Genomic DNA, 26,401 nt, shown 5'->3' on the forward strand with positions numbered 1-26,401 from the left:
CGAATTGTGGGCCGTGCCCCGCCCTGCCCGGAGGCCGGGCGGGGCGCGGCCCACGCCGCATCACGTGCGGTAGGCGTAGTAGATCGCCCCGGGGTAGGACGCGATGATGCTCGCGACCGACTTCCGGTAGGTGTTGGTCGAGTGGTACGTCAGGTACGGGACGCCCATCCTGCTGCGGTACGTGGTCATCATGGAGTGGTCCTTGGACCCGTCACCGTCGAAGTCCATCTGCAGGATGTCGCCGACGTCCATCTGGTACACGTTCGACAGGTTGGCCGCCCGCTTGGTGGACAGCGTGTGCCACGACCACTCGTTGGCGCCGACCCAGGAGTCGGACTGGCTCGACTTGTTGTACCACCACTTGCGGTAGTCGGTGGTGTCCGAGCCCGCCGCGTCCTTCCAGCCGCCGGCCTTGAGGGCCTGGCTGATGAAGTTGGTGCAGTCGCCGCCGTAGCTGTTGAAGCTGCGATAGGCGGGGTTGTAGTTGCGCCAGTACTTCTCGGCGTAGGCGGCCATGGCCTTGTAGTCGAGACCACCCTTGGTGGTCAGCGTCTTCGGCTTGGCGTTCCTGCTGCCGGGGTACCGGGTCGCGGCCGGGCTGCCGTTGAGGTCGATGCTGCCGGTCGCCGCCACCGCCGTGCGGGGCTCGTTGATGGCGCCGGGGCCGTCGTCCTGCGGGCGGATGCCGGTGAGCTCCCACTTGCCGTTCTTCCCGAGGGAGAAGCTGAGCTCGTGGTGGGCGGTGAAGCCGGTGGTCGAGGGCTCGTCGCCGCGGATCTTCTTGTACGTGAGCACCGTGGTCTCGGTGACACGGACGGTGGCGCGGTTGCCCTTGACGGTCGTCTTGTCGACCGAAGTCTTGGTGTCGGCGCCGGTGTAGGCCTCGCCCAGGGCGGCGAGCCAGGACTTCCGCATCTTCAGCGAGGAGAGTCCGGTGTCCTCGGCCTTCGAAAGGCCGGAGGAGAGACGGACCTTGCCGTCGAGCTTGGTCGCCTTGCGGCCGGCCGAGCGGGAGTCCAGGAGGACCGAGGTGCGGTCGTTCAGTACGGCGTCGGCTATTCGGCCGAAGGCCTCGACCGTCGCACTGTCCGCCGTGCGGGAGTCCGGCTTGCCGGCCGCGAACGCGGCCGACGTGGGCAGGAGAGCGGCCGTGGCGGCCACCGTCACAGCCGCCCCAACAGCGGCTCTGAATCTCGTTATGTGCACGATGTTTCCCCTTGTCGCCCGGTCCGAGCGGACCGGGGACGGAATCTTCGCACAAACCTCGGATTACCGGTGGTACGGGTGATCATTGCATGGATCTGCGCCATCTCCCGAACACGTACGGTCAAAATTGGTCCAGGCCGACGAGTCGGAATCATCGGCCTAGTCGCATTTCGTCAACTCGGGTACGCCGACTCATTCGCCCCTTATGCCGGAACCGACTCCTCCGGCCGCGGATCGGTCGCCAGGACCTCCTCGTCCGGGCGGTCGTCGGCCGGCTGCGGACCGAGCAGGGAGACGGCCGGCGCCACCACCAGGTTCACGCCCAGCGCGAGCGCTCCCGCGTTCACGCCCCACAGGGGGTCGTGCTCGGTGAAGACGAGGGCGCACACGAGCGTCCCTCCCGCCACGAGCCCGCTCACCGCGCCCCACAGCGTCAGCCGCCGCCACACCAGACCCAGCAGGATCATCGGGACGAGCTGCGCCATCCCCTCGTACGAGATGAGGGAGAGCCGCACGAGCGTGTTGGGCGTCAGATACGTCAGAGCGAGCGCCAGCGCGCCCGACACGACCACGACGACCTGAGCCGCTGCCCGCTGCCTCCGCGGCCGGCCGGCCAGAGCAGGAATCGTCCCCAGCACGCTCTTCCCCCACATCGTGCCGATGACCAGCATGAACACGGCCATGGGAACGATGGAGGAGAGGGCGGCGGCGACACCGGTGACACCGACCGCCCACGCGGGCAGCGAGTCGACCACGAGCTTGAAGAGAGCCAGGTTCGACCCCGCTCCCGTCAGCCCCGGCACGACGAACAGCGCCGCCATGCCCAGCAGCATCGGCACGAACAGCAGCACGTTGTAGAACGGCAGCAGCATCGCGTTGCGGCGCAGGGCGTCGGCGCTGCGGGCGCCCAGGTACCCCGCCACGGTGGTCGGGAAGATGACGACCGTCAGGGAGTTGAGAAAGCTCGTGGTCGCGAACCAGGTGACGTCGAGGCCGCTGCCGCCGTGGCCGGTCAGCGTCAGCCAGTCGGGCTTCTCGGCTACGAGGCGGTCCAGGAAGGGGCCGTAGCCGTCGAAGTAGTGGTTCGGGACGTAGATCGCGAGGAAGGCGAGCGTGACGATGACCAGCACGTCCTTGAGCACCGACACCCAGGCGCTGCCCCGCAGCCCGCTCACCACCACGAAGCCCGTCGTCACCGCGAAGGCGATGAAGTAGGCCTGGTTCAGGCTGATCGCCCCGTAGGAGATCGTCGAGACGACGACGCCCATGCCCGTGATCTGCAGCTGGATGTACGGGAGCAGGCACACGGTCGCCAGGACCGCGACCGCCGTGCCGAGCCAGGGGCGGCCGTAGCGGTGGGCGACCATGTCGGTGATGGTGACCAGGCCGTGGCGGCGGGCGTACGACCAGAGGGTCGGGCCGACGACGTAACCGATCGCGTAGCCGCAGGACATGTAGGCGATGACGTAGAGGACCGGGGCGCCGTGGTTGTAGCCCCAGCCGGCGGCGCCGAGGTAGCTGAAGCTGGTGTAGCCCTCGCCGGCCATCAGCACCCAGATGAAGACGGTGCCGAGGCTGCGGCCGCCGACGGACCACTCGGCGAGGCCGCTCGTGCGGCCGTGGCCGCGCACGGCAAGAAGACCGAGGGCGACGGTGAACACCATGAAGACGGCGAAGACGGTGGTCGCCACCGCGGCGTTGCCGTTCACACCCGGCCCCGCTTCCGGTCGCCCCGCCAGGCGAGGAAGACGGCGACGGGGGTGAGAAGAGTGGCGGCAAGCAACCAGAAGAACAAAAAGGGCAGCCCCAGGACCGTAGGCCGCACCCGGTCGACGAGCGGAAGCACGCCAAGGAAAAGGACATACGGAATGAGCAACCACAGCAAGGTGGGACGTTTCAACACGGGGTGACCCTAACTGGGCCGACGTCCGTAGACCGCAGGCGAGGGACGACGCGCAACGGGAGGCGACAGGAGACAACAGGAGGCGACGGGCCCGCAGGGGTGGGGGTCCGGGGCGCTGACGTGTATTTGCGGGCCCGATGCGGCAGGGGGCTCCGCTGCGTCGCCGGGCACGGGCCCGTAAATATACGGCCCCGGACCCCCGCCCCGGAGGGCCCGGCGCCGCACCCGACGCACCGGCCCCAGCCCCCGCCCAGCCGCCAACCCCTAGCCCCCCAGCCCCCGCGTCAGCCCGTAGATGCACAACCCCGCCAGCGCCCCCACCACCGTGCCGTTGATGCGGATGAACTGCAGGTCCCGCCCGATGTGCGCCTCGATCTTCCGGGACGTGTGCTCCGCGTCCCAGCCCGCGACCGTCTCCGTGATCAGCGACGTGATCTCGTCGCGATACGTCGTCACGACGTAGACCGCCGCGTCCTCCAGCCACCCGTCGACCTTCTCCCGCAACCGGTCGTCGCCCGCCATCCGCGCCCCGAGCGAGAGGATCCCGGCCCGCACCCGCAGCCGCAGCTCGCTCCGCTCGTCCTCGGCCGCCGCGACGATCATGGCGCGCACCGAGGCCCACGCGGAGGCGATGATGTCCTGCACCTCGCCCCGCCCCAGCAGGTCGGACTTCAGCCGCTCGATGCGCGCCCGCGTATCCGTGTCGGACTGCAGGTCGCGCGCGAAGTCCTCGAGGAAGCGGTCGACGGCGCCGCGCGCCGGGTGATCGGGCATGTCGCGCATCTCGGCGGCGAACCGCAGGAGTTCCTTGTACACCCGCTCCCCGACCTTGCGGTCGACGAACCGCGGCGTCCACCCGGGCGCGCCCCCGGTGACGGCCTCCATCACGGAGTCGCCGTGGGCGACGAGCCAGTCGTGCGCGCGGACGCACACGAGGTCCACGACGCGCCGGTGGCCGCCGTCCGCGACGACCTTCTCCAGCATGGCGCCGATGCCGGGGCCGACTTCGGCGGCGTCGGCGCGCCGGGTGATGGCCTCGCCGACGACGGCCTGCACGTCGGAGTCCCGCAGGACGGTGAGCGCGCCGCGCACGGCGGTGGCCAGCTCGGCGGTGACGCGGTCGGCGTGCTGGGGGAGGGAGAGCCAGGCGCCGAGGCGGGAGGCGATGCCGACGGCCCGCAGCCGGACCCGCACCACCTCGCCGGCGAGGAAGTTCTCGCCGACGAAGTCGCCGAGGCTCTGACCGAGCTGATCCTTCTTGGTGGGGATGATCGCGGTATGCGGGATGGGCAGGCCCATCGGGCGCCGGAAGAGCGCGGTGACGGCGAACCAGTCGGCGAGGGCGCCGACCATGCCGGCCTCCGCCGCGGCGGCCACGTAGCCGGCCCAGGCCCCCGCGCCCGCCGACTGGGACCACTTCGCAAGCCCGTACACCAGTGCGACCGCGAGCAGGAGTCCCGTCGCGAGGGCCTTCATCCGGCGCACTCCGCGGCGTTTCTCCTCGTCGGCCGCGCTGTAGGTGAGACTGCCCAGCGGAGCGGGCATCACCCGTTCGGCGGTACCCGTGTCCTCACTCGGCGACCGTTTCATCCGCACCACCCGTTCCAGCCGACTTCCCGTGCATTGTCCTTACCCGGCCTACTCCTGGAACGGACCGGGAGTTCCCCGCGTCTGACAAGTCGCATGTGACACGTTGCGTGACCCATCGGCCGACGGGCGACCCCCGAGGCCACCGTGGGATCATGGAACGGCGATCGGACCGCGAGGGCGCTGTTGCTGATCAGTCGCTGTTTTCCGTCCCCGGTTCCGCTTCCGCACCCGGAGCTGCCCGCTCCGCCTCTTCCAGGAGACACCCGCAATGAACAGGCCACCCCTGCCCCGCGGTACGGCCTACGCCGTCCTCGCCGCGCTGGCGGCCGTGGTGATCATCGTCTCGACCGCGATATTCATCGGGGTCGGCGGTCATGACGGACAGGCTGTCACCAGCCGGCACGAAGCCCACCCCTCCGCCGAGCCCGCGGCCTCCGGGGAATGGGTCGGCTCCTGGGCCACGGCACCCGCCTTCGGCGAGGCGAACCCCGCCAAGGGCGTCGCCGGCATGTCGGTCCGCAACGTGGTCCACACCAGCATCGGCGGCAAGGGCGCCCGCATCCAGCTCTCCAACCTCTTCGGCAACCGGCCGCTCGCCGTCACCCACGCCTCGCTCGCCCTCGCCGCGGCCTCCGGCTCCCCCGCCGCCGTCCCCGGCAGCATGCAGCGCCTGACCTTCGCCGGGCAGCCGACCGCCACCGTCCCGGCCGGCGGCTCCCTGCTCAGCGACCCGGTGCGGATGGCCGTCCCGGCCGCGGCGGACCTGCTCGTCACCACGTACTCGCCGACCTCCTCCGGCCCGGTCACCTACCACCCGCACGCCCGGCAGTACTCCTTCATCGCGCGCGGCGACCACACCGAGGAGCCGCTCGGCACGCCGTACACCACGAAGACCCCGTACTGGCGCTACCTGACGGCCGTGGACGTGTGGACCCAGGAGACGCACGGCGCGGTCGTCGCCCTCGGCGACTCCATCACCGACGGCGTGTCCTCCACCCTCGGCGCCAACCGCCGCTGGACGGACTACCTGGCCGCCCGGCTGCGCACGGAGCCCGGCGCCCCGCGCTACGGCGTCCTCAACGAGGGCATCAGCGGCAACCGCATACTGCTGAGCAACTCGGCCGCGCCGGTGCCGAACAACCCCAGCGGCCTCTCGCGCTTCGACCGGGACGTGCTCGGCCGGACCGGCGCCCGCGTCGTCGTCGTGGCGCTCGGCATCAACGACATCCTGCGCGCGCCGCAGGTGCAAGACCCGCAGCAGATCGTGAGCGGCTTGCGCGCGATGGTGCAGCGGGCGCACGCGCGCGGCCTGCGGGTGGTCGGCTCGACGCTGATGCCGTTCGGCGGCCACAAGGGCGCGGTGGAGCGCCAGGAGATCACGCGCCAGGGGGTCAACGAGATCATCCGTACCGGCGGCGTCTTCGACGCGGTCGTGGACTTCGACCTGACGCTGCGGGACCCGGGAAACCCTGAGCGGCTCTTCCCGGCTTACGACTCCGGAGACCACCTGCATCCGAGCGACGCGGGGTACGAGGCGATGGCGCGGGCGATCGACCTGGAGAGCCTCAAGGGGCAGGCGGCGGCAGCACTGTGAGACCCGGGGGCTCGGCCCCCGGACCCCCGCCGCGCTACCGGGCGGTGCCCTCAGTCGCCGTCCTCAGTCGCCGGGCAGGCTCTTCTTGTCCCGGCGCCGCTCCTCGCGGAGCCTCCTGCGCTCCTCCCGCGTGACCTTCCGGTCCACCCCCACCCCGCCCCAGAAGGCGAAGCCGGTGACGCGCACCCGCGGCGAGCCCGGGGTGCCCGGGCCGGAGGCCTTGTCGTCGAAGCCGCCCATGATGCCGATGCCGCCGACGTGCACGTCCAGGTCCGGCGGCACGACGATCTGCATGCCGCCCATGATCGCGATACAGCGGATGACGATCTCGCCGTCCTCGAAGCGCGCCTCGCGCAGGTCGATCTCACCGCCGCCCCAGAAGGCGAAGGCGGTGAAGCGGCGGGGCACGGTCCAGGTGCCCCGGCGCTGGAAGCCGCCCATGACGCCGATGGCCACCGTGCCGCCCGCGGGGCCGCCGATGCGGTCCGCCCAGTCCCCCTGCGCCGGCGCGGTCGCGCCCGCGGGCTTGGTGAGGGAGACGGCGGCGGGGACCGGCAGGTCGCGTACGAGCGGCTCCAGATCGCCGTGCGTGCGCGCCCGGTAGGCCGCTTCCAGCCGTTCCTCGAACTCCTCCATGGTCAGCCGGCCCTCGGCGACGGCTTCGCGCAGGGCCTCGGCCACGCGCTCCCGCTCCGCGTCGGAGGCCCTCATGTCAGGAAGTTCGCTCATCATACGAACAGCGTAGCGAGCGGAAGAATCGATTCAGGGCGTTGCGTGAGAGGTGCGCGAGAAGGGACATTCACCGCAACGGCCCCGTCGGGGCGCATCTCGTACCGCATCCGGTCGTTGAACCTCGGCAGCGTCGGCCCCGGATTTCACCCCCCGGAGTGGCCGGCGCCTGGCCCGGACGGCCGAGCCGGGCCTGCCCGGTGTGCGGAACGTGCCATGGCGCGGAACGCATGATGCGACAGTGTTCGACGGGATGTACGACGTGTACGAAGCACAGCGGACCGCCCGACACGAGACCGCGCCGCCGTGACCGAACCAACGGCGGCGGCCGAGGAGTCCCTACAGACATGAGCGACGAGCACGCACAGCGGGCCGCCGGGGGCGGCCGTGGCGCACCGGCGGGCTGGGCGCCCAGGGAGACCGGCGGCCCGGGGCGCGGCGGGCACGGCGGCCGGCCCGGGACGCCGGGACGGCCGGACCGCCCCGGCGGCGGCAACGGCGGCGGCAACGGCAACGGCCGCCGCCCCCGCCGCACCGGCTGGCGGCGCCTCCTGCCCACCTGGCGGATGGTGCTGGGCGCCTTCCTGTTCCTCGTCCTGCTCGTCGCGGGCGGCCTCATCGCCGGCTACATGCTCGTGCAGATCCCCGCCGCCAACCAGGCCGCGGTCGCCGAGAGCAACGTCTTCCTCTACGCCGACGGCAGCCAGCTGGCGCGCGACGGCGAGGTCAACCGCGAGAGCGTGCCGCTCAGCAAGGTGCCCCGCACCGTGCAGCACGCCGTGCTCGCCGCCGAGGACCGCGACTTCTACTCCGAGTCCGCCGTGAACCCCGAGGCCATGCTGCGCGCCGCCTGGAACACCGTCACCGGAAAGGGCAAGCAGTCCGGCTCCACCATCACCCAGCAGTACGTGAAGAACTACTACCTGGGCCAGGAGCAGACCATCAGCCGCAAGGTGAAGGAATTCTTCATCGCCATCAAGCTGGACCGCGAGGAGAGCAAGGACGACATCCTCGAAGGCTATTTGAACACCAGCTACTTCGGCCGCAACGCCTACGGCGTCCAGGCCGCCTCCCAGGCGTACTACGGCAAGGACTCCGACAAGCTGAACACCGCCGAGGGCGCCTACCTCGCCACGCTCCTCAACGCCCCGAGCCTGTACGACGTCGGCGCCCACCCCGAGAACCAGGGGCGCGCCACGGCCCGCTGGAACTACGTCCTCGACGGCATGGTCAAGAAGAAGTGGCTGAGCCAGGACGAGCGCAACGCCATGAAGTTCCCCGCGCCCGGCAAGGCGCGGGCGCGCCTGGGCATGTCCGGCCAGCGCGGCTATCTGGTGGAGGCGGTCAAGGACTACCTCACCAGCAACAAGATCGTCGACGAGCAGACGCTCGCCCGCGGCGGCTACCGCATCACCACGACCGTCGAGAAGAAGAAGCAGAACGCCTTCGTCAACGCCGTGCAGAAGCAGCTGATGGACGAGCTCAGCGACAACCGCACGGTCGACCGGTACGTACGGGCCGGCGGCGCCTCCATCGACCCGCGCACGGGCCGGGTCGTCGCCCTCTACGGCGGCATCGATTACACCAAGCAGTTCGTCAACAACGCCACCCGCCGCGACTTCCAGGTCGGCTCCACCTTCAAGCCGTTCGTCTTCACCGCGGCGGTCGCCGACGACGCGTCCACGCAGGACGGGCGCACCATCACCCCCTACACGCTCTACGACGGCACGAACAAGCGCCCCGTGCAGGGGCCGGGCGGGCCCGTCGGCTACGCCCCCGCCAACGAGGACGACATCTCCTACGGGCGGATCACCGTCACCAAGGCCACCGACCTGTCCGTCAACGCCGTCTACGCCCAGATGGCCCAGGACGTCGGCCCGGCCAAGGTCAAGGACACCGCCGTCGCCCTCGGTATCCCCGAGAACACCCCCGACCTGACCCCCACCCCCTCCATCGCACTCGGCGTCGCCAACGCCAGCGTCCTGGACATGACCCAGGCGTACGCGACGCTCGCCAACCACGGGCGGCACGGCGCGTACACCCTGGTCGACAAGGTCTCCAAGGGCGCCGAGATCGTCCCGCTGCCGGGCAAGGACGTGAAGCAGGCCGTGACGCGCACGGCGGCCGACACCACCACCTCGATCCTGGAGAGCGTCGTCGAGAACGGCACCGGCCGCGGGGCGCAGGCCGCGGGGCGGCCCGCGGCGGGCAAGACCGGCACCGCCGAGGACGACAAGGCCGCGTGGTTCGCGGGCTACACCCCCGACCTCGCGACGGTCGTCGCCGTGATGGGCCAGGACTCCGACACCGGCGAGCACAAGTCCCTCTACGGGGCCGCCGGGCAGGCCCGCATCAACGGCGGCGGCTTCCCCGCCGACATCTGGGCCGCCTACACCGCCGCCGCCCTCGCGGGCACCCCGGTCAAGGACTTCGACCTGGAGCTGGAGAGCGGCGCCCGCATCCCGACCCTGGAGCCGCCGGTCACCTCGGCGCCGCCGGAGACCTCCGCGCCGCCCACACCGCCGGCGCCGCCCACGGTGCCGGTACCGCCGACGTTCCCGCCGCTGCCGCCGACCGGGCCGCCGCCGGGCTTCCCGACGGGGCCGCCGTCGCCGCCGTCGCTGCCGGGGATCCCCACGTTCATCCCGAACGAGCCGAAGGACGGGCACGGGGTCGGCGGCCTGGACCGGGACCTGCTGGGCGACTACTGACGAGCGACGGCCGGGGGCGGGCGGTGACGAGCGGCGGCCGGGGCCGCGGCCGGGGCCGGCCGGTCAGTGGCCCGAGGTCGCCTTCAAGCCCACCACGGCCACCAGCAGCAACACAATGAAGAAGATCCGCGCGGCCGTGGCCGGCTCGCCCAGGACCAGCATGCCCAGGACCGCCGCACCGGCCGCGCCGATGCCGACCCACACGCCGTAGGCCGTACCGATGGGGAGGGACTTCGCCGCCTGCGACAGCAGCAGCATGCTGGCGGCGATACCCGCGATGGTGAACACGCTCGGCCACAGCCGGGTGAACCCTTCGGTGAACTTCATGCCGATCGACCAGCCGACCTCGAGCAGACCGGCGACGGCGAGCAGGATCCATGCCATGACGGCACCTCCGGGATGAGAGCTTCCAGGGGTGCGTCGTCTTGTCCTGACCCGGTACGGCGCGTCTCGTCGGGTTCGGACAACCGTACCAAAAGGGGCGTACTACAGGTAGAGGCCCGTGGAGTCCTCCGCGCCCTCCAGCCGCTCCGCGGCCACGGCGTGCAGATCGCGCTCGCGCATCAGCACGTACGCCACGCCCCGGACCTCCACCTCGGCACGGTCCTCGGGGTCGTACAGCACCCGGTCGCCCGGCTCCACCGTGCGCACGCTCTGCCCGACCGCCACGACCTCGGCCCAGGCCAGCCGGCGGCCCACCGCCGCCGTCGCGGGAATGACGATGCCGCCGGAGGACCGGCGCTCGCCCTCCGGGATATCGGTCCGGACCAGCACGCGATCGTGCAGCATCCGGATGGGCAGCTTGTCGTGGGTGGTGTTCGTACTCACGCAGACGACCGTACCCGCCCCCGCCCGGCCCCGCGGCCACAGATCACGGATCCGCGGATGTGACCTACGCCCCGCGGCGCCGCGACGACACGGCGATCAGCCCGAGCACGCCCACCGCGACCATCGCCACCGGCACGATCCGCTCCAGCCGCGGAGCGCCCTCCTCCGTGGTGAAGCGCGCCTTCGCGTCCGACACCAGCCGGTGCGCCGCCGCGCAGGCACGGCCCGCGGTGTGGTCCACCTTCGCGGCGACCTTCGCCTTCGCGTCGCCCACGATCGTGCTCGGGTGCATCCGCACGCCGATCTCGTCGAGCGTCACGGCGAGCTCGTTCCGCCTGCGGGCGATGTCCGCCTCGATCTGCGCAGGGGTCCTGGCATCCGACACCGCGCTGCCTCCGTCGTCTCGATAAGAGTGATGATGAGTGATGACGACAGTCTGTCAGCTCGCCGGACCCCGTGCCCCGCGGCACCCCCGATCGGGCCGGTGACTACGCTCGGGACCCGAAGCCGACCGGAAGACGACCCGTGGCCGGCGACCGGCCACCGCCCCGAGGAGAGCCATGAGCGAGCGACTGCAGCCCGGCGACACCGCCCCCGCCTTCACCCTTCCCGACGCCGACGGCAACCCGGTCTCGCTCGCGGACCGCAAGGGCCGCAAGGTGATCGTCTACTTCTACCCCGCCGCCCTCACCCCCGGCTGCACCAAGCAGGCCTGCGACTTCACCGACAACCTCGGCTTCCTCGCCGGCCACGGCTACGACGTGATCGGCGTCTCCCCCGACAAGCCGGAGAAGCTCGCGAAGTTCCGCGAGAAGGAGAGCCTTGAGGTCACGCTCGTCGGCGACCCGGAGAAGAAGGTGCTGGAGGCGTACGGCGCCTTCGGCGAGAAGAAGCTGTACGGGAAGACCGTCACCGGGGTGATCCGCTCGACGGTGATCGTCGACGAGGACGGCAAGGTGGAGCGTGCGCTCTACAACGTGAAGGCCACGGGCCACGTAGCGAAGATCATCAAGGACCTGGGCCTGTAGCTGACAGGCAACCGGTCCTGCTCGGATCTCGCCGAGCCCACCCGAATCCGAGCGGGACCGGTCGTCACTCGCCCTCCGCCGGAGACTCCGCCTCCGGAAGGTCCAGGATCGCCTGCGCGCCCCCGCCCGGCGCCGTGCCGAACTCCAGCCGCGCCCCCAGCACCACCGCCTGGCCCACCGCGATCGTCAGCCCCAGGCCGTGCCCCGTGCCGCGCTCCGGCGCCGCCGTGCGGAACCGGCGCGGCCCCTGGTCCACCAGGTCCGGCGGATAGCCGTCACCGTGGTCGCGCACCAGGATCCGCGTGCCCTCCACCGTGACCTCGATCGGCGGCTTCCCGTGCTTCGCCGCGTTGGCCAGGATGTTCACCAGGATGCGCTCCACGCGGCGGGCGTCGGTCGCCACGATGCGGCCCTCACCGACCACCTCGACCGCCACGTCGTCGACCCCGCGCTGGCCCCGCGCCCGCTTGACGATCCCGCGCACCAGCGACGGCAGCTCGACCGCGTCCAGCTGGGCGCGCTCCCGGCCGGCGTCCAGCCGGGAGACCTCCAGCAGGTCCTCCACCAGCACCCGCATGGTCTGCGCGCGCTCGCGCACCATCTCCACCGCCCGCGGGTGCGGCAGCAGCTCCGCCGACGCCACGAGCCCCGCCACCGGCGTCCGCAGCTCGTGCGCCACGTCCGCCGTGAACTCCCGCTCCGCCTCCACGCGCGCCGCCAGCGACGTCGCCATGTGGTGCACGGAGCGGCCCAGCTCCGCGACCTCGTCCCGGCCGCCCGCCGCCAGCGCCTCCGCGTCCGGCGGCTCGCCCGCCGCGATCCGACGGGCCGCGGCCGCGCTCAGCCGCAGCCGCCGCGACAGGCTCTGCGCCACGAACCAGGCGACGACCGCCATCAGCGCCACCGTCGCCGCGCCCGCCACCAGCAGCGCCTTGTCCAGCGCGGTCATCAGCGGGTCCCGGTCCGGGTAAGGCGCCGACACCGACAGCACCTTGTCGCCGCCGACCGCCGTCGCCGCCCACACCCGCGGGTCGTCCCCGTCGCTGATGTACGTGCCCGAGCGGCCCCGCGCCACGGCCTGCGCCAGCGGGAACGGCAGCGCCGCGTCGTCCAGTTGGGCGCCCAGCGCGAGCGTGCTGTCGCGCTGGTAGATCTGCACCGCCGAACTCAGCAGGTCGTCCTGGTAGGCCTGGGCCTGCCGGTCGCGCTCCGCCGCGGAGATGTGATGCACGGCCAGCCCCAGCACCACGACGGCGAGCGCGGTGACGAAGGAGATCGCGAGGGCGATCCGGCCACGGATACCCATCACGCGATCGTGTACACCTCTTTCGCCTTCGCATGGGGGGTGGCGCCCGTGTAGCTGACCTCGATGCCCGTGAAGGCCATCATCCCGTCGACCTTCGTGACGTCGTACAGCCGCAGCCGCGCCGGGAAGGAGGCCGGGGAACCGCCGCCGGCCGCGCCCGAGACCAGCACCACGCCGGAGCCGTCCGCGCCGTCCGCGGAGAACGAGTCCCACTTGATGTCGCTGGCCACCACCCCGGCGTTCGAGCAGTTCAGCGTGATGATCTTCGGCTCCACGACCGGTCTGCCGACGCCGCACTCGCGCACGCCCGGCATCTCCCGCGGCGCCGGCGTCTCCGGCGTCGCCTCCGGCGTGTCCCGCGCGGGACGGGCCTTCTGCGCGGCCGCCGTCTTCGGGGCGTCGGCGACCGTGCCCGACCGGTCCTCGGCCTGGCTGAACCACACGCCGCCGAGCGCGAGCACCGTCACCGCCGCGAAGATCGCCAGGGCGGTGCGCATGCCGGGGCGACGGGGCGCAACACGGTCGGCCATCGGCCCTCTCTCTGGTCTTTCCGGTGTTCGTGGGTCCGGCTGAACGTCCCCGCTGTGAGGGACGGTGAAATCGGGCCGCGCGTTCCCTTCATGCCTATATCAGCTTCCGGGGCGTGCCGGGCGCCGGGCGTGACCAATCTCCCTATCGGCAGGCGCACCGGTTTGAGCCGCGGCACAGCGCGCAGACGCAGGCCCGTACACATCGCCGCGCAAGCGTGAGGGGGCCGAGCCGTGCCCAACGGCAGTAGCACCGAGGCCGGGAACGCCGGACACGACCCGGCCGCCGTCAGACGACACCCGGCCCTGTTCCGGGCCGTCGCCCGCCGCCGCAACCCGCGGCTGCGGCGCACGGACATCACCGTCACGGACGAGCGCACGGTCAGACGGGCGGTCAAGGCGGCGGCGCTCGGCAATGCCATGGAGTGGTTCGACTTCGGCATCTACAGCTACCTCGCCGTCACCCTCGGGGATGTCTTCTTCCCCTCCGGCAACGACACGGTGCGCCTGCTGTCCTCGCTCGCGACCTTCGCCGTGGCCTTCCTCGTCCGGCCCCTCGGCGGCATGTTCTTCGGCCCGCTCGGCGACCGGGTCGGCCGCAAGCGCGTCCTGGCCCTGACGATGGTGCTGATGGCCTCCGGCACCTTCGCCATCGGCCTCATCCCGTCGTACGCGGCCATCGGTTTCTGGTCACCGGTGCTGCTGATCTGCTTCCGGATGCTGCAGGGCTTCTCCACCGGCGGCGAGTACGGGGGTGCCGCGACCTTCATCGCCGAGTACGCGCCCGACAAGCGCCGCGGCTACTTCGGCAGCTTCCTCGAATTCGGCACCCTCGCCGGCTACGTCGGCGCGGCCGGCCTCGTCACCGCCATGACCACGACGCTCGGCGGCGACGCGATGACCGACTGGGGCTGGCGCATCCCCTTCCTCGTCGCCGGCCCGCTCGGCCTCGTCGGCCTCTACCTGCGGATGAGGCTGGAGGACACCCCCGCCTTCCAGAAGCTGGAGGAGGACGAGGAGAGCGGCGGCACCGAACTCAAGGAGATCTTCACCGCGCAGTGGGCGCGGCTGCTGCTGTGCATCGTCCTGGCCGGGGCGTACGGCATCACCGACTACATGCTGCTGTCGTACATGCCGACGTACCTCACCGATCAGCTCGGCTATGACGACACGCACGGCCTGCTGATCCTCATCGCGACGATGATCCTGCTGATGGCCGTCATCACCTGCGTGGGCCGGCTCAGCGACCGGATCGGCCGCAAACCGCTGCTGATGGCGGGCCTGGGCGGCTTCGTCGTCCTGTCGGCACCGGCGTTCCTGCTGCTCAAGCAGGGCGGCCTCGCGGCGGTCCTCGGCGGCATGCTGATGCTCGGCCTGCCCCTGGTGTGCCTCCTCGGCACCATGTCCGCCGTCCTCCCCGCCCTCTTCCCCACCCACGTCCGCTACGGCTCCCTGGCCATCGGCTACAACATCTCCACGTCCCTCTTCGGCGGCACCACCCCCCTGGTGATCACGGCCCTGATCCACGCCACGGGCAGCGACATGATGCCGGCGTTCTACACGGCGGGCGCGGCCCTGATCGGCATGGTCGCCGTCGCCTTCATGCGGGAAACGGCCCGTCAGCCACTGGAGGGCTCACCGCCGGCGGTGGCGACGAAGGAGGAAGCGGAAGAAATAGTCACCTCCCAGTCCCCCGAACCGAAGTTCTGACGGTTCGAAGGGTCCGGGCCGCCGGGCCGGAACCGCCGCCCGGCGGCCGGTCCGGCGGGCTCGGCCCGATCCGCCTGCAGGGCCGGCGGCCGGCCCGATAGCATGGTCAGCACCTTGCGGCCGTGGTGGAATTGGCAGTCACGCTGGGTTTAGGTCCCAGTGGGGTAACACCCGTGAGGGTTCGAGTCCCTCCGGCCGCACAGACACCAAGGGCCGTCCCGCTCCGGCAGGACGGCCCTTCGGCGTACGCCAGCCCAGCGGCGTACGGTCAGCCCAGCAGCTCCCGAACCACCGGCACCAGTCCCCGGAACGCCTTTCCCCGGTGGCTGATCGCGTTCTTCTCGTCCGCCGTCAGTTCGGCGCAGGTGCGGGTTTCGCCGTGGGGCTGGAGGATCGGGTCGTAGCCGAAGCCGCCGCCGCCCGCCGGTTCGTGGCGGAGGGTGCCTTCCAGGCGGCCTTCGACCACGCGTTCCGTGCCGTCGGGCAGGGCCAGGGCCGCGGCGCAGGCGAAGTGGGCGCCGCGGTGTTCGTCGGCGATGTCGCCGAGCTGGGCGAGGAGGAGGTCGAGGTTGGCCTTGTCGTTGCCGTGGCGGCCGGCCCAGCGGGCGGAGAAGATGCCGGGGGCGCCGCCCAGGACGTCGACGCACAGGCCGGAGTCGTCGGCGACGGCCGGGAAGCCGGTGGCCCGGGCGAGGGCGTGGGCCTTGAGGAGGGCGTTCTCGGCGAAGGTGACGCCGGTCTCCTTGACGTCCGGGATCTCGGGGTAGGCGTCGGCGCCGACGAGTTCGACGTCGAGGCCGGCCGCCTCCAGGATGGCGCGGAGCTCGGTGACCTTGTTGGCGTTGCGGGTGGCGAGGATCAGGCGCTTCATGGGGTTGATTATCGCGCTGCTCCTGCGCCCTCCCCCGGCTACTTCGACGTGCACACCTTCGACAGCTCTCCCGCCGCGTCCGTCAGCGGTGTGAGGTCCGGGGTCTTGTCGTCCCGCAGGGCGTCGCGGACGTTCCCGGCGGCCTTCTGGAGGTGGTCGAGGGCCTTGGCGACGTCGACGTTGCTCGTCTTGTCCTTGAGCTTCTTCGTGTCCTTCTCGAGGTTGTCGAGGATCTTGCCCGCGTTGCCGGTGTCGGTGGCCGCGTCGGTGACGCTGCGCTGGAGGTCGTCGACATCGTTCGATATCTCGATGCCGAGGCGGGCGCAGTCCACCGCCTTCTGGGCGGTGGAGCAGCCGGCCGCCAGCGGTACGGCGACGAGTGCTGCGGCGGCCAGTGCCAGTGCTGCCTTGCGTGCGGGCATGTGGGCCCCTCCCCTGTGAGAACCGTCCCCGGTGAGGACTGCTACGGGCGTACGCCCGGTTTTCCGGCCGTACGCCCGTAGGAACGCTCCCGATCCCTCCGGCGGTTGCTTACAGCGTCGCCGCGAGTGCCTCGCGCTGGGCGGCGTCGAGTGCGGTGCAGCCCGTGACGGCGAGGTCGAGGATGGCGTTGAGCTCTTCGCGGGCGAAGGGCTCGGCCTCGGCGGTGCCCTGGACCTCGACGAAGCGGCCGTCGCCCGTGCAGACGACGTTCATGTCGGTCTCGGCGCGGACGTCCTCTTCGTAGCAGAGGTCGAGGAGGGGGACACCGTCGACGATGCCGACGCTGACCGCGCTGACCGTGCCGGTGAGGGGCTGCCGGCCGTGCTTGACGAGCTTCTTGCCCTGGGCCCAGGTGATGGCGTCGGCGAGGGCGACGTAGGCGCCGGTGATGGCGGCGGTGCGGGTGCCGCCGTCGGCCTGGAGGACGTCGCAGTCCAGGACGATGGTGTTCTCGCCGAGGGCCTTGAAGTCGATGACGGCGCGCAGGGAGCGGCCGATGAGGCGGGAGATCTCGTGGGTGCGGCCGCCGATCTTGCCGCGGACGGCCTCGCGGTCGCCGCGGGTGTTGGTGGAGCGGGGCAGCATCGAGTATTCGGCGGTGACCCAGCCCTCGCCGGAGCCCTTGCGCCAGCGGGGGACGCCCTCGGTGACGCTGGCGGTGCAGAAGACCTTGGTGTCGCCGAAGGAGATGAGGACGGAGCCCTCGGCGTGCTTGCTCCAGCCGCGCTGGATGGTCACGGGGCGGAGCTGGTCGGGCGTGCGGCCGTCGATGCGAGACATGGTGATGAGCCTACTGGCATCGGGGGAGCGCGAAGGGCCCCGTTCCGGTTCGCAGCGGCGTCGCGCTGGGCGACGTCGCATGCGGCGTCGCGCTCGATCCGGGGCGGGGCCCTGCGGCGGGAGCCTCAGCGGCTCACATCATGTCTTCGATCTCACCGGCGATCGGGTCGGCGTCGGTGCCGATGACGACCTGGATGGCGGTGCCCATCTTGACGACGCCGTGTGCGCCGGCGGCCTTGAGGGCGGCCTCGTCGACCAGCTCCGGGTCGGCGACCTCGGTGCGGAGACGGGTGATGCAGCCCTCGATCTCCTCGATGTTGTCGATGCCGCCGAGGCCGGCGACGATCTTCTCAGCCTTGCTGGCCATGTGCACTCCTGGTTGTCTTCGGCCCTTCGGCGGTACCACCGACCGGCTTCCACACGGTAAACCACGTTCAGCCCAACTATGCGGGCAGATGTCCGCCATCCGGCAAATGATGGCCTCACCCACCACCCCGCATAAGTGGTCTACACCAGTATGCGGCACACACCGAGTGGACCGTCGCCGGGGCGGCGGTCGGGAGGACGCAGATGAGCACGGACGCCACGGCGGCACCGGCACCGCGGCAGAGCCCCTGGCGGGCGCGCCGGCAGACCCTCTTCTCGAACCTGCAGAAGATGGGCCGCAGCCTCCAGCTGCCGATCGCGGTGCTCCCGGCCGCCGGCATCCTGAACCGGCTCGGCCAGCCGGACGTCTTCGGCAAGGACGGGCTGGGCTGGACGGACGTGGCGAAGGTCTTCGCGGGCGCGGGCGGCGCCCTGCTGGACTCGGCGCTCGGCCTGCCGCTGCTGTTCTGCGTGGGCGTGGCGATCGGCATGGCGAAGAAGGCGGACGGCTCGACGGCGCTGGCCGCGGTGGTGGCCTTCCTCGTCTACTTCTCGGTGCTGCACCAGTTCCCGGAGGACTGCCCGCGGGAGGCGACGTTCGGCGGGGCGGGGCTGTGGAGCGGGGTGTGCGTCTCGACGGGCGGCACGGCGGCGCCGGCGAGCTTCCAGAACCCGGGGGTCTTCGGCGGCATCGTGATCGGTCTGCTCAGTGCGTGGTTCTGGATGCGCTTCCACCGGGTGCGGCTGGTGGACTGGCTGGGCTTCTTCAACGGGCGGCGGCTGGTGCCGATCCTGATGTCGTTCGTGGCGCTGCTGTTCGCGGTGGTCTGCCTGTTCGTCTGGCCGCCGGTGGGCGACGCGCTGACGAGCTTCAGCAAGTGGCTGTCGGACCTGGGGTCGGCGGGGGCCGGCGTCTTCGGCGTCGCGAACCGGGCGCTGCTGGTGGTGGGCCTGCACCAGTTCCTCAACACGTTCATGTGGTTCCAGTTCGGCGACTACACGAAGCCGGACGGCACGGTGGTGCACGGCGACATCAACCGCTTCCTGGCGGGCGACCCGGACGCCGGCCAGTTCACGACGGGCTTCTTCCCCATCATGATGTTCGCGCTGCCGGCGGCTGCGCTGGCGATCGCGCACTGCGCGAAGCCGCACCGGCGCAAGGCGGTGGCGGGCATGATGCTCTCGGTGGGCCTGACGTCGTTCGTCACGGGCATCACCGAGCCCATCGAGTACTCGTTCCTCTTTATCGCGCCGCTGCTGTACGCGGTGCACGCGCTGCTGACGGGCGTGTCGATGGCGGTGAGCTGGGGGCTGGGGGTGCACGACGGGTTCAGCTTCTCGGCGGGCCTGATCGACTACGTGATCAACTGGGGGCTGGCGACCAAGCCGTGGCTGATCATTCCGATCGGGCTGTGCTTCGCCGTCGTCTACTACGCGATTTTCCGGTTCGCGATTACGAAGTTCGACCTGCCGACTCCGGGGCGTGAGCCGGAAGAGCTCGCGGAGGAGATCGAGCGCGGGAACGTGAAGGAGTAGCGGGAACGTGAAGGAGTAGCGGGCGCGTGAGGAGCCGCGCCGACGTGCAGGACTAATCGCAGCCCGTCACCGCGAGAGCCCCCGGAGACCACCCGGTCCGGGGGCTTTTCCGTGCGCCGGGATCTGTGTCCGAAGCCACGGGGAAGCACGGATTCCTTTATCCCGGACTCACGTGCTACAACAGGTCTAAACCACTGAGTGGTGTAGACCAAAAGCGGGCCGTCCCCCTTCCCCCGAGCGCCCGCCTCACCTGGAGGAATCCGATGAGTAAGAGCGCCAAGGCGGCAAAGGCGGCGCCTGACGACGCCGCTGCGCCGGAGAAGAAGAAGTTCGGCGCCGGCGCCATGGCGATTGCCCAGCGTATCGGCCGCAGCCTGATGCTGCCGGTCGCGGTGCTCCCCGCCGCCGCGCTGATGGTCCGCCTCGGCCAGGGCGACATGCTGGGCAAGGAGTCCCTCCCGGCGTTCCTCAACAAGATCGCCGAATTCATGTCCGCCGGCGGCGGCGCGATCCTCGACAACATGGCGCTGCTCTTCGCCGTGGGTGTCGCGATCGGCTACGCCAAGAAGTCGGACGGCTCGACGGCGCTGGCCGCCGTGGCCGGTTACCTGGTCTTCAGCAAGGTCCTCGGCACCTTCACCGACGGCAGCCTCCCGAAGAAGGAGGCCGTGGTCGACCACAAGGTCGCCATGGTGGAGCAGGCCGTCGACGCCAAGGTCCTCGGCGGTGTCGTGATGGGCCTCGTGGTCGCGCTGATATACCAGCGCTTCTACCGCACCAAGCTGCCGGACTGGGCGGGCTTCTTCGGCGGCCGCCGCCTGGTGCCGATCCTGTCGTCCTTCGCGGGTCTGCTCATCGGCGTCGCCTTCGGCTACATCTGGCCGGTGCTCGGCACGGGTCTGCACAGCTTCGGCGAGTGGCTGGTCGGCTCCGGCGCGGTCGGCGCGGGCATCTTCGGCGTCGCCAACCGCGGTCTGATCCCGGTCGGCATGCACCACCTGCTCAACTCCTTCCCGTGGTTCCAGGCGGGTTCGTACGACGGCCCCAAGGGCACCGTCAACGGCGACATCGCCCGCTTCCTCGCCGGCGACCCGAACGCCGGCCAGTTCATGACCGGCTTCTTCCCGATCATGATGTTCGCGCTGCCGGCCGCCTGCCTCGCGATCGTGCACTGCGCCCGCCCCGAGAACCGCAAGGTCGTCGGCGGCATGATGTTCTCCCTCGCGCTCACCGCCTTCGTCACCGGCGTGACCGAGCCGATCGAGTTCACCTTCATGTTCGTCGCGCCGGTGCTCTACGCGATCCACGCGGTGCTGACCGGTGTCTCGATGGCCCTGACCTGGGCGCTCGGTATGAAGGACGGCTTCGGCTTCTCGGCCGGCGTCATCGACTTCCTGCTGAACCTCGGCATCGCCTCGAAGCCGTGGATGCTGGTCCTCGTGGGTCTGTGCTTCGCCGCGATCTACTATGTGGTCTTCCGCTTCGCCATCACGAAGTTCGACCTCAAGACCCCCGGCCGCGAGTCCGAGGAAGAGTCCGCCGAATTGAAGGCGTAACCCTGAAACACCAGTAAAAGCCCCCGGAATCCATGGGATTCCGGGGGCTTTTACTTATCGGACCTGGAAAACAGGGAATTCAGAGCTCGTACACGGCTCCGGCCCTTGCGAGTTCGACCGGCCCGTCGTAGACCGCCTGCGCATCGCGGAGGTTGGTGAGGGGATCCGTCCAGGGCGGGATGTGGGTGAGGACCAGCCGGCCCGCACCGGCCCGCGCGGCGTGCTCGCCCGCCTCGCGGCCGTTGAGGTGGAGGTCGGGGATGTCCTCCTTGCCGTGGGTGAACGACGCCTCGCACAGCAGGAGGTCGGCGCCGTCGGCCAGGCCGTGCAGCTCCTCGCAGGGGCCGGTGTCGCCGGAGTAGACGAGCGCGCTGCCGTCGTGCTCGACGCGGAAGGCGAAGGCCTCCACGGGGTGGCGGACCCGGTCCGTGCGGACGGTCAGCGGGCCCAGGGAGAAGGTGCCGGGGGTGAGCGTGCGGAAGTCGAAGACCTCGCTCATGCAGGAGTCGTCGGGCACGTCCCCGTACGCCGTGGCCAGCCGGTGCTCGGTGTCCCGCGGGCCGTAGACGGGGATGGCCTCGGCGCGGCCGCCCTCGTGCCGGTAGTAGCGGGCCACGAAGTAGCCGCACATGTCGATGCAGTGGTCGGGGTGCAGGTGCGAGAGCAGGATGGCATCGAGGTCGTAGAGACCGATGTGGCGCTGCAGCTCGCCGAGGGCGCCGTTGCCCATGTCGAGGAGCAGCCGGAAGCCGTCGGCCTCTACGAGGTAGCTCGAGCAGGCCGATTCCGTGGACGGGAACGACCCCGAGCATCCGACGACGGTGAGCTTCATGCGGGCCTGAACCTCCGTTGACTCGTGACGGGGGGCCATGCGGTCCGTCGAGCGTAAAGCGCGAACGGGACGGCCGCTCCTCCGCGAGGTGGGGTTGTGGCTGAAGTCACCGGTACGGACCCTTCTGGGCGGGCCCCCGGGCCGGGCCCGCCGGGGCCCGGGGGCGGCCGGCCCTGCGGCTACGCCCAGAGCTGGCCGTGCAAGGCCTCCACGGCCGCTTCCGTGGTGGGGGCCGTGTAGATGCCCGTCGAGAGGTACTTCCAGCCGCCGTCGGCCACGACGAAGGCGATGTCGGCGCTCTCCCCGGCGCGTTCGGCCTTGCGGGCCACGCCGAGGGCGGCGTGCAGGACGGCGCCCGTGGAGACGCCCGCGAAGATGCCCTCCTTGGTGAGGAGCTCGCGCGTGCGGCGCACGGCGTCCTCGGAGCCGACCGAGTAGCGCGTGGTGAGGACGGAGGCGTCGTAGAGCTCGGGGACGAAGCCCTCGTCCAGGTTGCGCAGGCCGTAGACGAGGTCGTCGTAGCGGGGCTCGGCGGCGACGATGCTCACGCCGGGCTTGTGCTCGCGCAGGTAGCGGCCGACGCCCATGAGCGTGCCAGTGGTGCCGAGGCCGGCGACGAAGTGGGTGATCTCGGGGAGGTCGGCGAGGATCTCCGGGCCCGTGCCGGCGTAGTGGGCACCGGCGTTGTCGGGGTTGCCGTACTGGTAGAGCATCACCCAGTCGGCGTGCTCGGCGGCGAGCTCCTTGGCGACGCGGACGGCGGTGTTGGAGCCGCCCGCGGCGGGCGAGGAGACGATCTCCGCGCCCCACATGGCGAGCAGCTGCCGCCGCTCCTCGCTGGTGTTCTCCGGCATGACGCACACGATGCGGTAGCCCTTGAGGCGGGCCGCCATGGCCAGCGAGATGCCGGTGTTGCCGGAGGTGGGTTCGAGGATGGTGCAGCCGGGGGTCAGCCGCCCGCTCCGCTCCGCCTGCTCGATCATGTGCAGGGCGGGGCGGTCCTTGACCGAGCCGGTGGGATTGCGGTCCTCCAGCTTGGCCCAGACGCGGACCGACTCGGACGGGGAGAGCCTGGGCAGCCGCACCAGCGGGGTGTTGCCGACCGAGGCCAGGTGGCTGTCGTAGCGCACGGGCAGGTCCGTCCTCAGGCCATTCCGCCGGCGACCGCCGGGAGGATGGTGACGCTGTCGCCGTCGCTGAGCGCGGTGGTGATGCCGGCGAGGAAGCGGACGTCCTCGTCGTTGAGGTAGACGTTGACGAAGCGGCGCAGCTCGCCGCCCGCGGCATCGTCGACGAGGCGCTCGCGGATGCCCGCGTGGCGGGTGTCGAGGTCCTTGAAGAGCTCGTCGATGGTGGCGCCGCTGCCTTCGACGGCCTTCTTGCCGTCGGTGTAGGTGCGGAGAATGGTCGGAATGCGGACCTCGATGGCCATGATGTGGCTCCTGTCGGCGTGCGGGTGGGGCACCTGGGGCGATCGTATCGATTCCGTGTGCGGCCGCCGGAAGTTCATACCGGCATGCGGACAGCGGCGGCCCGCCGGAGGCCCTGTGGTCAGTAAGCAGGCACCACGGTGACGTCCTCCTCCGTCACCTGACCGTCCACTATGCGGAACGAACGGAACTGGAAGGGGCCCTCGCCGTCGGTGTCGGCGGTGGAGACCAGCACGTAGTGGGCGCCGGGCTCGTTGGCGTACGAGATGTCCGTGCGGGAGGGGTAGGCCTCGGTGGCCGTGTGCGAGTGGTAGATGACCACGGGGTCCTCGTCGCGGTCGTCCAGCTCGCGGTAGAGCTTGAGCAGGTCCGCGGAGTCGAACTCGTAGAACGTGGGTGAGCGGGCCGCGTTGAGCATGGGGACGAACCGCTCGGGGCGGTCGCTGCCGGCCGGCCCCGCGACCACGCCGCAGGCCTCGTCGGGGTGGTCCGCGCGGGCGTGCGCGACGATCCGGTCGTACAGGTCCTGGGTGATGGTCAGCATGCGGCCCAGGATAGGCACGCGGGGATCTCCGGGGTAAAGCGAAGGGCCCGCCCGTACCGAGGAGTGGTACGGGCGGGCCCGGATGCCGGACAGCGGGCGTCAGGCGAGCTGCTCGACCTTCTGCTCGGCCTCTGCGGCCTGCGTGTAGTCCTTGCGCTCGAAGGCCTGCGGGTTGCGGGCCTTGAGGACGCGGTAGGACACCCACATGATCGCCGCCCAGACGGGGGCGCAGTACAGCGAGACCCGCGCGTTCTCGTCGATGCCCATCATCACGATCACCATGAGGATGAAGCCGAGGGCGAAGAGGCTGGTCCACGGCGCGCCGGGGGCGCGGAACGAGGACTGCGGGATCTCTCCGCGGTCGGCCTTGCGGCGGTAGCGGAGCTGGGCCAGGAGGATCATGATCCAGGCCCACATGCCGGAGATGGTCGCGAAGGAGACGACGTAGTCGAACGCCTTGCCCGGCCACTGGTAGTTGATCCACACGCCGACGAGCATCAGCGCGGCGGAGAAGGTGGTGCCGCGCAGCGGCAGGCCGCCCTTGGTCAGGTGGCCGAAGAACTTCGGGCCCTGGCCGTTGAGCGAGAGGTCGCGCAGCATGCGGCCGGTGGAGTACATGCCGGAGTTGCAGGACGACAGCGCCGCCGTGAGGACGACGAAGTTGACGATGCCGGCGCCGGCCGGGAGACCGATCTTCTGGAAGGCGGCCACGAACGGGCTCACGCCGGGCATGAACTCGCCCCACGGAACCACGGCCAGGATGATGATCAGCGCGCCGATGTAGAAGACCGCGATACGCCACGGCACGGTGTTGATCGCCTTGGGGAGCGTCTTCTCCGGGTCCTTGGCCTCGCCCGCGGTGACGCCGACCAGCTCGACGGCGAGGAAGGCGAACATCACGATCTGCAGGGTCATCAGGGTGCTGCCGATGCCGTGCGGGAAGAATCCGCCGTCGTTCCAGAGGTTGGCGACGGTGGCGGTGTCACCGGCGTCGGAGAAGCCGATGGTGAGCACGCCGATACCGATGAGGATCATGCCGATGATGGCCGTGACCTTGACCATCGAGAACCAGAACTCCAGCTCGCCGAAGAGCTTCACGGAGATCAGGTTGGCGAAATACAGGATGACGGTGAAGACCAGTGCGGACACCCATTGCGGGATGTCCTTGTCCCAGTACTGCACATAGGCGGCCGCGGCGGTCACCTCGGTGATTCCGGTGACGACCCAGAAGAGCCAGTACGTCCATCCGGTCACATAGCCCCAGAAGGGGCCGAGGAACTCCCGGGCGTAGTCCGAGAAGGAGCCCGACACCGGGCGGTACATGAGCAGCTCGCCGAGCGCTCGCATGATGAAGAAGATGACCAGGCCCGCTATCGCATAGGCCAGGATCAGGCTCGGGCCGGCCTTGGAAATGGCCTTCCCCGCGCCGAGGAAGAGGCCGGTGCCGATGGCGCCACCAATGGCGATCATCTGAATCTGCCGGTTACCGAGTCCCCGCTCGTAACCCTCGGAAGCCGCCTTGCCGCTTCCCTTGTGGCCCGGTTCCGCGACTGCGTCCGCGGTACGGGCCGCGACCTGCTCAGAGGTCATGGTGGTGCGCCTTTCTCCATACCGATCCGGTTGCTCCGGATCGGGTTCCGATCCCCCCGGATGGAGTCCTGCGAGTGCCGACGGTCGGCCGGCTCAGCGCTCCCGCCGTGAACATGGGTGGCGTCACGGAGGCAGGTCGGCAAGATGTATCACGAGTGGCCGGTAGATCGTCCGAATGGCGATCATGACCGGGTGACGCGCACCACAAAGAAATGCGGACAACAAGGAAAAGGCCAGGTAAAAGCCGCCACTACGGTGATCCGATCGTTATCCGGACTTGATTGTTCCCTGAGCGGATGCCCGGACCCATTCGATCGATCAGCCGATAAGTGCTTCTACCAGCGATTCCTGCAGGCCGCCGAGCCAGAGATAGGCCATCACCATCGGCTTGCGCGGATCCTCGTCCGGCAGCCGGAGCAGCGCCTCGCTGTCGTCGTCATGGGCGATTTCCAGCCGCGCCCCGATGGCCAGCCGGAGATCATTGAGCGCACCCAGCCAGCGACGGCAGTCCTCGGGCGCGAGCCGCAGGACGGCGGCCTTGTCGCCGGCGACGGCGAGCGAGTCGAGCGAGCGGACGACCGCGAGGGCGTCCTCGCGCTTGCGGTCGCGCAGGTCGTTCTCGGTGTAGCGGCGGAATTCGGCGGCGTGCGCGCGTTCCTGCGGGTCCTGCCGGGCGCCCGGGTCGCCGTAGGCGTCGGGGAAGAGCCGGGCCAGCGCGGGATCGGACGGCGGCTCGCTCGGGCCCTCGGCGAAGAGCCGCGCGAGCGGATCGGCGCCCTCGGGGCCGGCGGACTCGTCGCCCGGGCCGATCAGCTCCAGGAGCTGCACGGCCAGGCTGCGCAGGATGGAGACCTCGACCTCGTCCAGGGCCACGGCGGCCCCGCCGCCGGACAGCGGCTCGAAGTGGCCGGCCATCAACGGTCCTGCGACAGCGTCGCCCACAGCCCGTAGCCGTGCATCGCCTGCACGTCGCGCTCCATCTCTTCGCGGCTGCCGCTGGAGACGGTGGCGCGCCCCTTGTGGTGGACGTCGAGCATCAGCTTGTGGGCCTTGTCCTTGGAGTAGCCGAAGTACGCCTGGAAGACATACGTCACATAACTCATGAGGTTGACGGGGTCGTTGTGGACCAGTGTGACCCAGGGGACGTCGGGCTCGGTCACCGCGTACGGGGACTCGCTCGACTCGGGGCGTTCGATCTCGACCGGTGCAACACTCACGTTTCCCATGCTGCCACTCGTGGGGGCGCGATGCACAAAGGGGGGTGCCGCCCGGCCGCGCGTC

General features: G+C 70.6%; 27 protein-coding genes, 1 tRNA gene and 1 riboswitch. Of the genes, 7 read left to right on the forward strand and 21 right to left on the reverse strand.

Features of this window, described 5'->3' with window-relative positions:
- Positions 1-60: 60 nt before the first annotated feature.
- From FGW37_RS11755 to FGW37_RS11770, 4 genes are all read right to left on the reverse strand, one after another.
- Positions 61-1,167 (reverse strand): amidase domain-containing protein, encoded by a 1,107-nt coding sequence (locus tag FGW37_RS11755; RefSeq protein WP_246430360.1) that lies wholly within the window; start codon positions 1,165-1,167, stop codon positions 61-63.
- A gap of 242 nt (positions 1,168-1,409) precedes the next feature.
- Positions 1,410-2,870, reverse strand: coding sequence for a sodium:solute symporter family protein (locus tag FGW37_RS11760; protein WP_179084651.1), 1,461 nt, complete (start codon positions 2,868-2,870; stop codon positions 1,410-1,412).
- 41 nt (positions 2,871-2,911) lie between these two features.
- The gene (locus FGW37_RS11765; RefSeq protein WP_246430361.1) at positions 2,912-3,109 is read right to left on the reverse strand and encodes a DUF3311 domain-containing protein; all 198 of its coding nucleotides are present in this window, start codon (positions 3,107-3,109) and stop codon (positions 2,912-2,914) included.
- A gap of 264 nt (positions 3,110-3,373) precedes the next feature.
- Positions 3,374-4,654: a DUF445 domain-containing protein gene (locus FGW37_RS11770; protein WP_246430770.1), complete on the reverse strand. Its 1,281-nt coding sequence runs from the start codon at positions 4,652-4,654 to the stop codon at positions 3,374-3,376.
- A gap of 313 nt (positions 4,655-4,967) precedes the next feature.
- Here FGW37_RS11770 and FGW37_RS11775 point away from each other — a divergent pair, with 313 nt between their 5' ends.
- Positions 4,968-6,293, forward strand: a complete 1,326-nt coding sequence (locus FGW37_RS11775) for an SGNH/GDSL hydrolase family protein (protein WP_179081023.1) — start codon at positions 4,968-4,970, stop codon at positions 6,291-6,293.
- A gap of 63 nt (positions 6,294-6,356) precedes the next feature.
- On the opposite strand, the gene FGW37_RS11780 is transcribed toward FGW37_RS11775, so the two are convergent.
- Positions 6,357-7,025 carry a DUF1707 SHOCT-like domain-containing protein gene (locus FGW37_RS11780; RefSeq protein ID WP_179081024.1) on the reverse strand — a complete coding sequence of 223 codons (669 nt, stop codon included), beginning with the start codon at positions 7,023-7,025 and terminating at the stop codon, positions 6,357-6,359.
- 344 nt (positions 7,026-7,369) lie between these two features.
- Here FGW37_RS11780 and FGW37_RS11785 point away from each other — a divergent pair, with 344 nt between their 5' ends.
- Positions 7,370-9,733 carry a transglycosylase domain-containing protein gene (locus tag FGW37_RS11785; protein WP_179081025.1) on the forward strand — a complete coding sequence of 788 codons (2,364 nt, stop codon included), beginning with the start codon at positions 7,370-7,372 and terminating at the stop codon, positions 9,731-9,733.
- 63 nt (positions 9,734-9,796) lie between these two features.
- Here the strand turns inward: FGW37_RS11785 and FGW37_RS11790 are convergent, their stop codons facing one another.
- From FGW37_RS11790 to FGW37_RS11800, 3 genes are all read right to left on the reverse strand, one after another.
- On the reverse strand, positions 9,797-10,117 hold the full coding sequence (locus FGW37_RS11790) for a DMT family transporter (protein WP_179081026.1): 321 nt from the start codon (positions 10,115-10,117) through the stop codon (positions 9,797-9,799).
- Positions 10,118-10,147: 30 nt separating this feature from the next.
- A riboswitch (guanidine-III (ykkC-III) riboswitch) is annotated at positions 10,148-10,208 on the reverse strand.
- Positions 10,209-10,219: 11 nt separating this feature from the next.
- On the reverse strand, positions 10,220-10,522 hold the full coding sequence (locus FGW37_RS11795; RefSeq protein ID WP_052393151.1) for a GroES family chaperonin: 303 nt from the start codon (positions 10,520-10,522) through the stop codon (positions 10,220-10,222).
- A 103-nt stretch (positions 10,523-10,625) separates the two neighbouring features.
- Positions 10,626-10,946, reverse strand: coding sequence for a DUF3618 domain-containing protein (locus tag FGW37_RS11800; RefSeq protein ID WP_179081027.1), 321 nt, complete (start codon positions 10,944-10,946; stop codon positions 10,626-10,628).
- A gap of 175 nt (positions 10,947-11,121) precedes the next feature.
- On the opposite strand from FGW37_RS11800, the gene bcp reads away from it, so the two are divergent.
- Positions 11,122-11,589, forward strand: coding sequence for a thioredoxin-dependent thiol peroxidase (gene bcp / locus FGW37_RS11805; RefSeq protein ID WP_179081028.1), 468 nt, complete (start codon positions 11,122-11,124; stop codon positions 11,587-11,589).
- 64 nt (positions 11,590-11,653) lie between these two features.
- On the opposite strand, the gene FGW37_RS11810 is transcribed toward bcp, so the two are convergent.
- Together FGW37_RS11810 and FGW37_RS11815 are read right to left on the reverse strand one after the other, a co-directional pair.
- Positions 11,654-12,895 carry a sensor histidine kinase gene (locus FGW37_RS11810; protein WP_179081029.1) on the reverse strand — a complete coding sequence of 414 codons (1,242 nt, stop codon included), beginning with the start codon at positions 12,893-12,895 and terminating at the stop codon, positions 11,654-11,656.
- The gene (locus FGW37_RS11815; RefSeq protein ID WP_179081030.1) at positions 12,895-13,425 is read right to left on the reverse strand and encodes a hypothetical protein; all 531 of its coding nucleotides are present in this window, start codon (positions 13,423-13,425) and stop codon (positions 12,895-12,897) included. The genes FGW37_RS11810 and FGW37_RS11815 overlap by 1 nt, the downstream gene beginning before the upstream one ends.
- Positions 13,426-13,656: 231 nt before the next feature.
- On the opposite strand from FGW37_RS11815, the gene FGW37_RS11820 reads away from it, so the two are divergent.
- Positions 13,657-15,132, forward strand: a complete 1,476-nt coding sequence (locus FGW37_RS11820) for an MFS transporter (RefSeq protein ID WP_179081031.1) — start codon at positions 13,657-13,659, stop codon at positions 15,130-15,132.
- 116 nt (positions 15,133-15,248) lie between these two features.
- Positions 15,249-15,332: transfer RNA gene (locus tag FGW37_RS11825), tRNA-Leu, on the forward strand.
- Between the two features lie 68 nt (positions 15,333-15,400).
- Here the strand turns inward: FGW37_RS11825 and rdgB are convergent.
- The 4 genes from rdgB to FGW37_RS11845 all read right to left on the reverse strand — a co-directional run bounded on the left by rdgB (position 15,401) and on the right by FGW37_RS11845 (position 17,633).
- Complete coding sequence (gene rdgB, locus FGW37_RS11830; protein ID WP_179081032.1) at positions 15,401-16,003, reverse strand: RdgB/HAM1 family non-canonical purine NTP pyrophosphatase; 603 nt, start codon at positions 16,001-16,003, stop codon at positions 15,401-15,403.
- Between the two features lie 38 nt (positions 16,004-16,041).
- On the reverse strand, positions 16,042-16,425 hold the full coding sequence (locus FGW37_RS11835; RefSeq protein WP_179081033.1) for a hypothetical protein: 384 nt from the start codon (positions 16,423-16,425) through the stop codon (positions 16,042-16,044).
- Between the two features lie 109 nt (positions 16,426-16,534).
- Positions 16,535-17,266, reverse strand: coding sequence for a ribonuclease PH (gene rph, locus FGW37_RS11840; RefSeq protein ID WP_179081034.1), 732 nt, complete (start codon positions 17,264-17,266; stop codon positions 16,535-16,537).
- Positions 17,267-17,399: 133 nt separating this feature from the next.
- Entirely contained in the window at positions 17,400-17,633 is a 234-nt protein-coding gene (locus tag FGW37_RS11845) for a PTS sugar transporter subunit IIB (protein ID WP_030369451.1), read from the reverse strand.
- A gap of 203 nt (positions 17,634-17,836) precedes the next feature.
- Between FGW37_RS11845 and FGW37_RS11850 the strand changes: the two genes are divergently transcribed.
- Both FGW37_RS11850 and FGW37_RS11855 read left to right on the forward strand, forming a co-directional pair.
- Positions 17,837-19,168: a PTS transporter subunit EIIC gene (locus tag FGW37_RS11850; RefSeq protein WP_179081035.1), complete on the forward strand. Its 1,332-nt coding sequence runs from the start codon at positions 17,837-17,839 to the stop codon at positions 19,166-19,168.
- A 263-nt stretch (positions 19,169-19,431) separates the two neighbouring features.
- A complete protein-coding gene (locus tag FGW37_RS11855; RefSeq protein ID WP_179081036.1) occupies positions 19,432-20,724 on the forward strand; it encodes a PTS transporter subunit EIIC in 1,293 nt (430 codons plus the stop codon).
- A 79-nt stretch (positions 20,725-20,803) separates the two neighbouring features.
- Here the strand turns inward: FGW37_RS11855 and FGW37_RS11860 are convergent, their stop codons facing one another.
- From FGW37_RS11860 to clpS, 7 genes are all read right to left on the reverse strand, one after another.
- Positions 20,804-21,556, reverse strand: a complete 753-nt coding sequence (locus tag FGW37_RS11860) for an MBL fold metallo-hydrolase (protein WP_058044285.1) — start codon at positions 21,554-21,556, stop codon at positions 20,804-20,806.
- Between the two features lie 179 nt (positions 21,557-21,735).
- Positions 21,736-22,686: a PLP-dependent cysteine synthase family protein gene (locus FGW37_RS11865; RefSeq protein ID WP_179081037.1), complete on the reverse strand. Its 951-nt coding sequence runs from the start codon at positions 22,684-22,686 to the stop codon at positions 21,736-21,738.
- Between the two features lie 14 nt (positions 22,687-22,700).
- Positions 22,701-22,988, reverse strand: a complete 288-nt coding sequence (locus FGW37_RS11870) for a MoaD/ThiS family protein (RefSeq protein ID WP_179081038.1) — start codon at positions 22,986-22,988, stop codon at positions 22,701-22,703.
- Positions 22,989-23,107: 119 nt separating this feature from the next.
- The gene (locus FGW37_RS11875; protein ID WP_179081039.1) at positions 23,108-23,530 is read right to left on the reverse strand and encodes a M67 family metallopeptidase; all 423 of its coding nucleotides are present in this window, start codon (positions 23,528-23,530) and stop codon (positions 23,108-23,110) included.
- Positions 23,531-23,629: 99 nt separating this feature from the next.
- Positions 23,630-25,120, reverse strand: coding sequence for an amino acid permease (locus FGW37_RS11880; protein ID WP_179081040.1), 1,491 nt, complete (start codon positions 25,118-25,120; stop codon positions 23,630-23,632).
- A gap of 318 nt (positions 25,121-25,438) precedes the next feature.
- Positions 25,439-26,035: a DUF2017 domain-containing protein gene (locus tag FGW37_RS11885; RefSeq protein ID WP_179081041.1), complete on the reverse strand. Its 597-nt coding sequence runs from the start codon at positions 26,033-26,035 to the stop codon at positions 25,439-25,441.
- Positions 26,035-26,346, reverse strand: a complete 312-nt coding sequence (clpS, locus tag FGW37_RS11890) for an ATP-dependent Clp protease adapter ClpS (protein ID WP_058044279.1) — start codon at positions 26,344-26,346, stop codon at positions 26,035-26,037. The genes FGW37_RS11885 and clpS overlap by 1 nt, the downstream gene beginning before the upstream one ends.
- Positions 26,347-26,401: the final 55 nt, after the last annotated feature.

The organism is Streptomyces rectiverticillatus (assembly GCF_013394065.1).
In the GTDB taxonomy this organism is placed as follows: Bacteria; Actinomycetota; Actinomycetes; order Streptomycetales; family Streptomycetaceae; genus Streptomyces; species Streptomyces rectiverticillatus.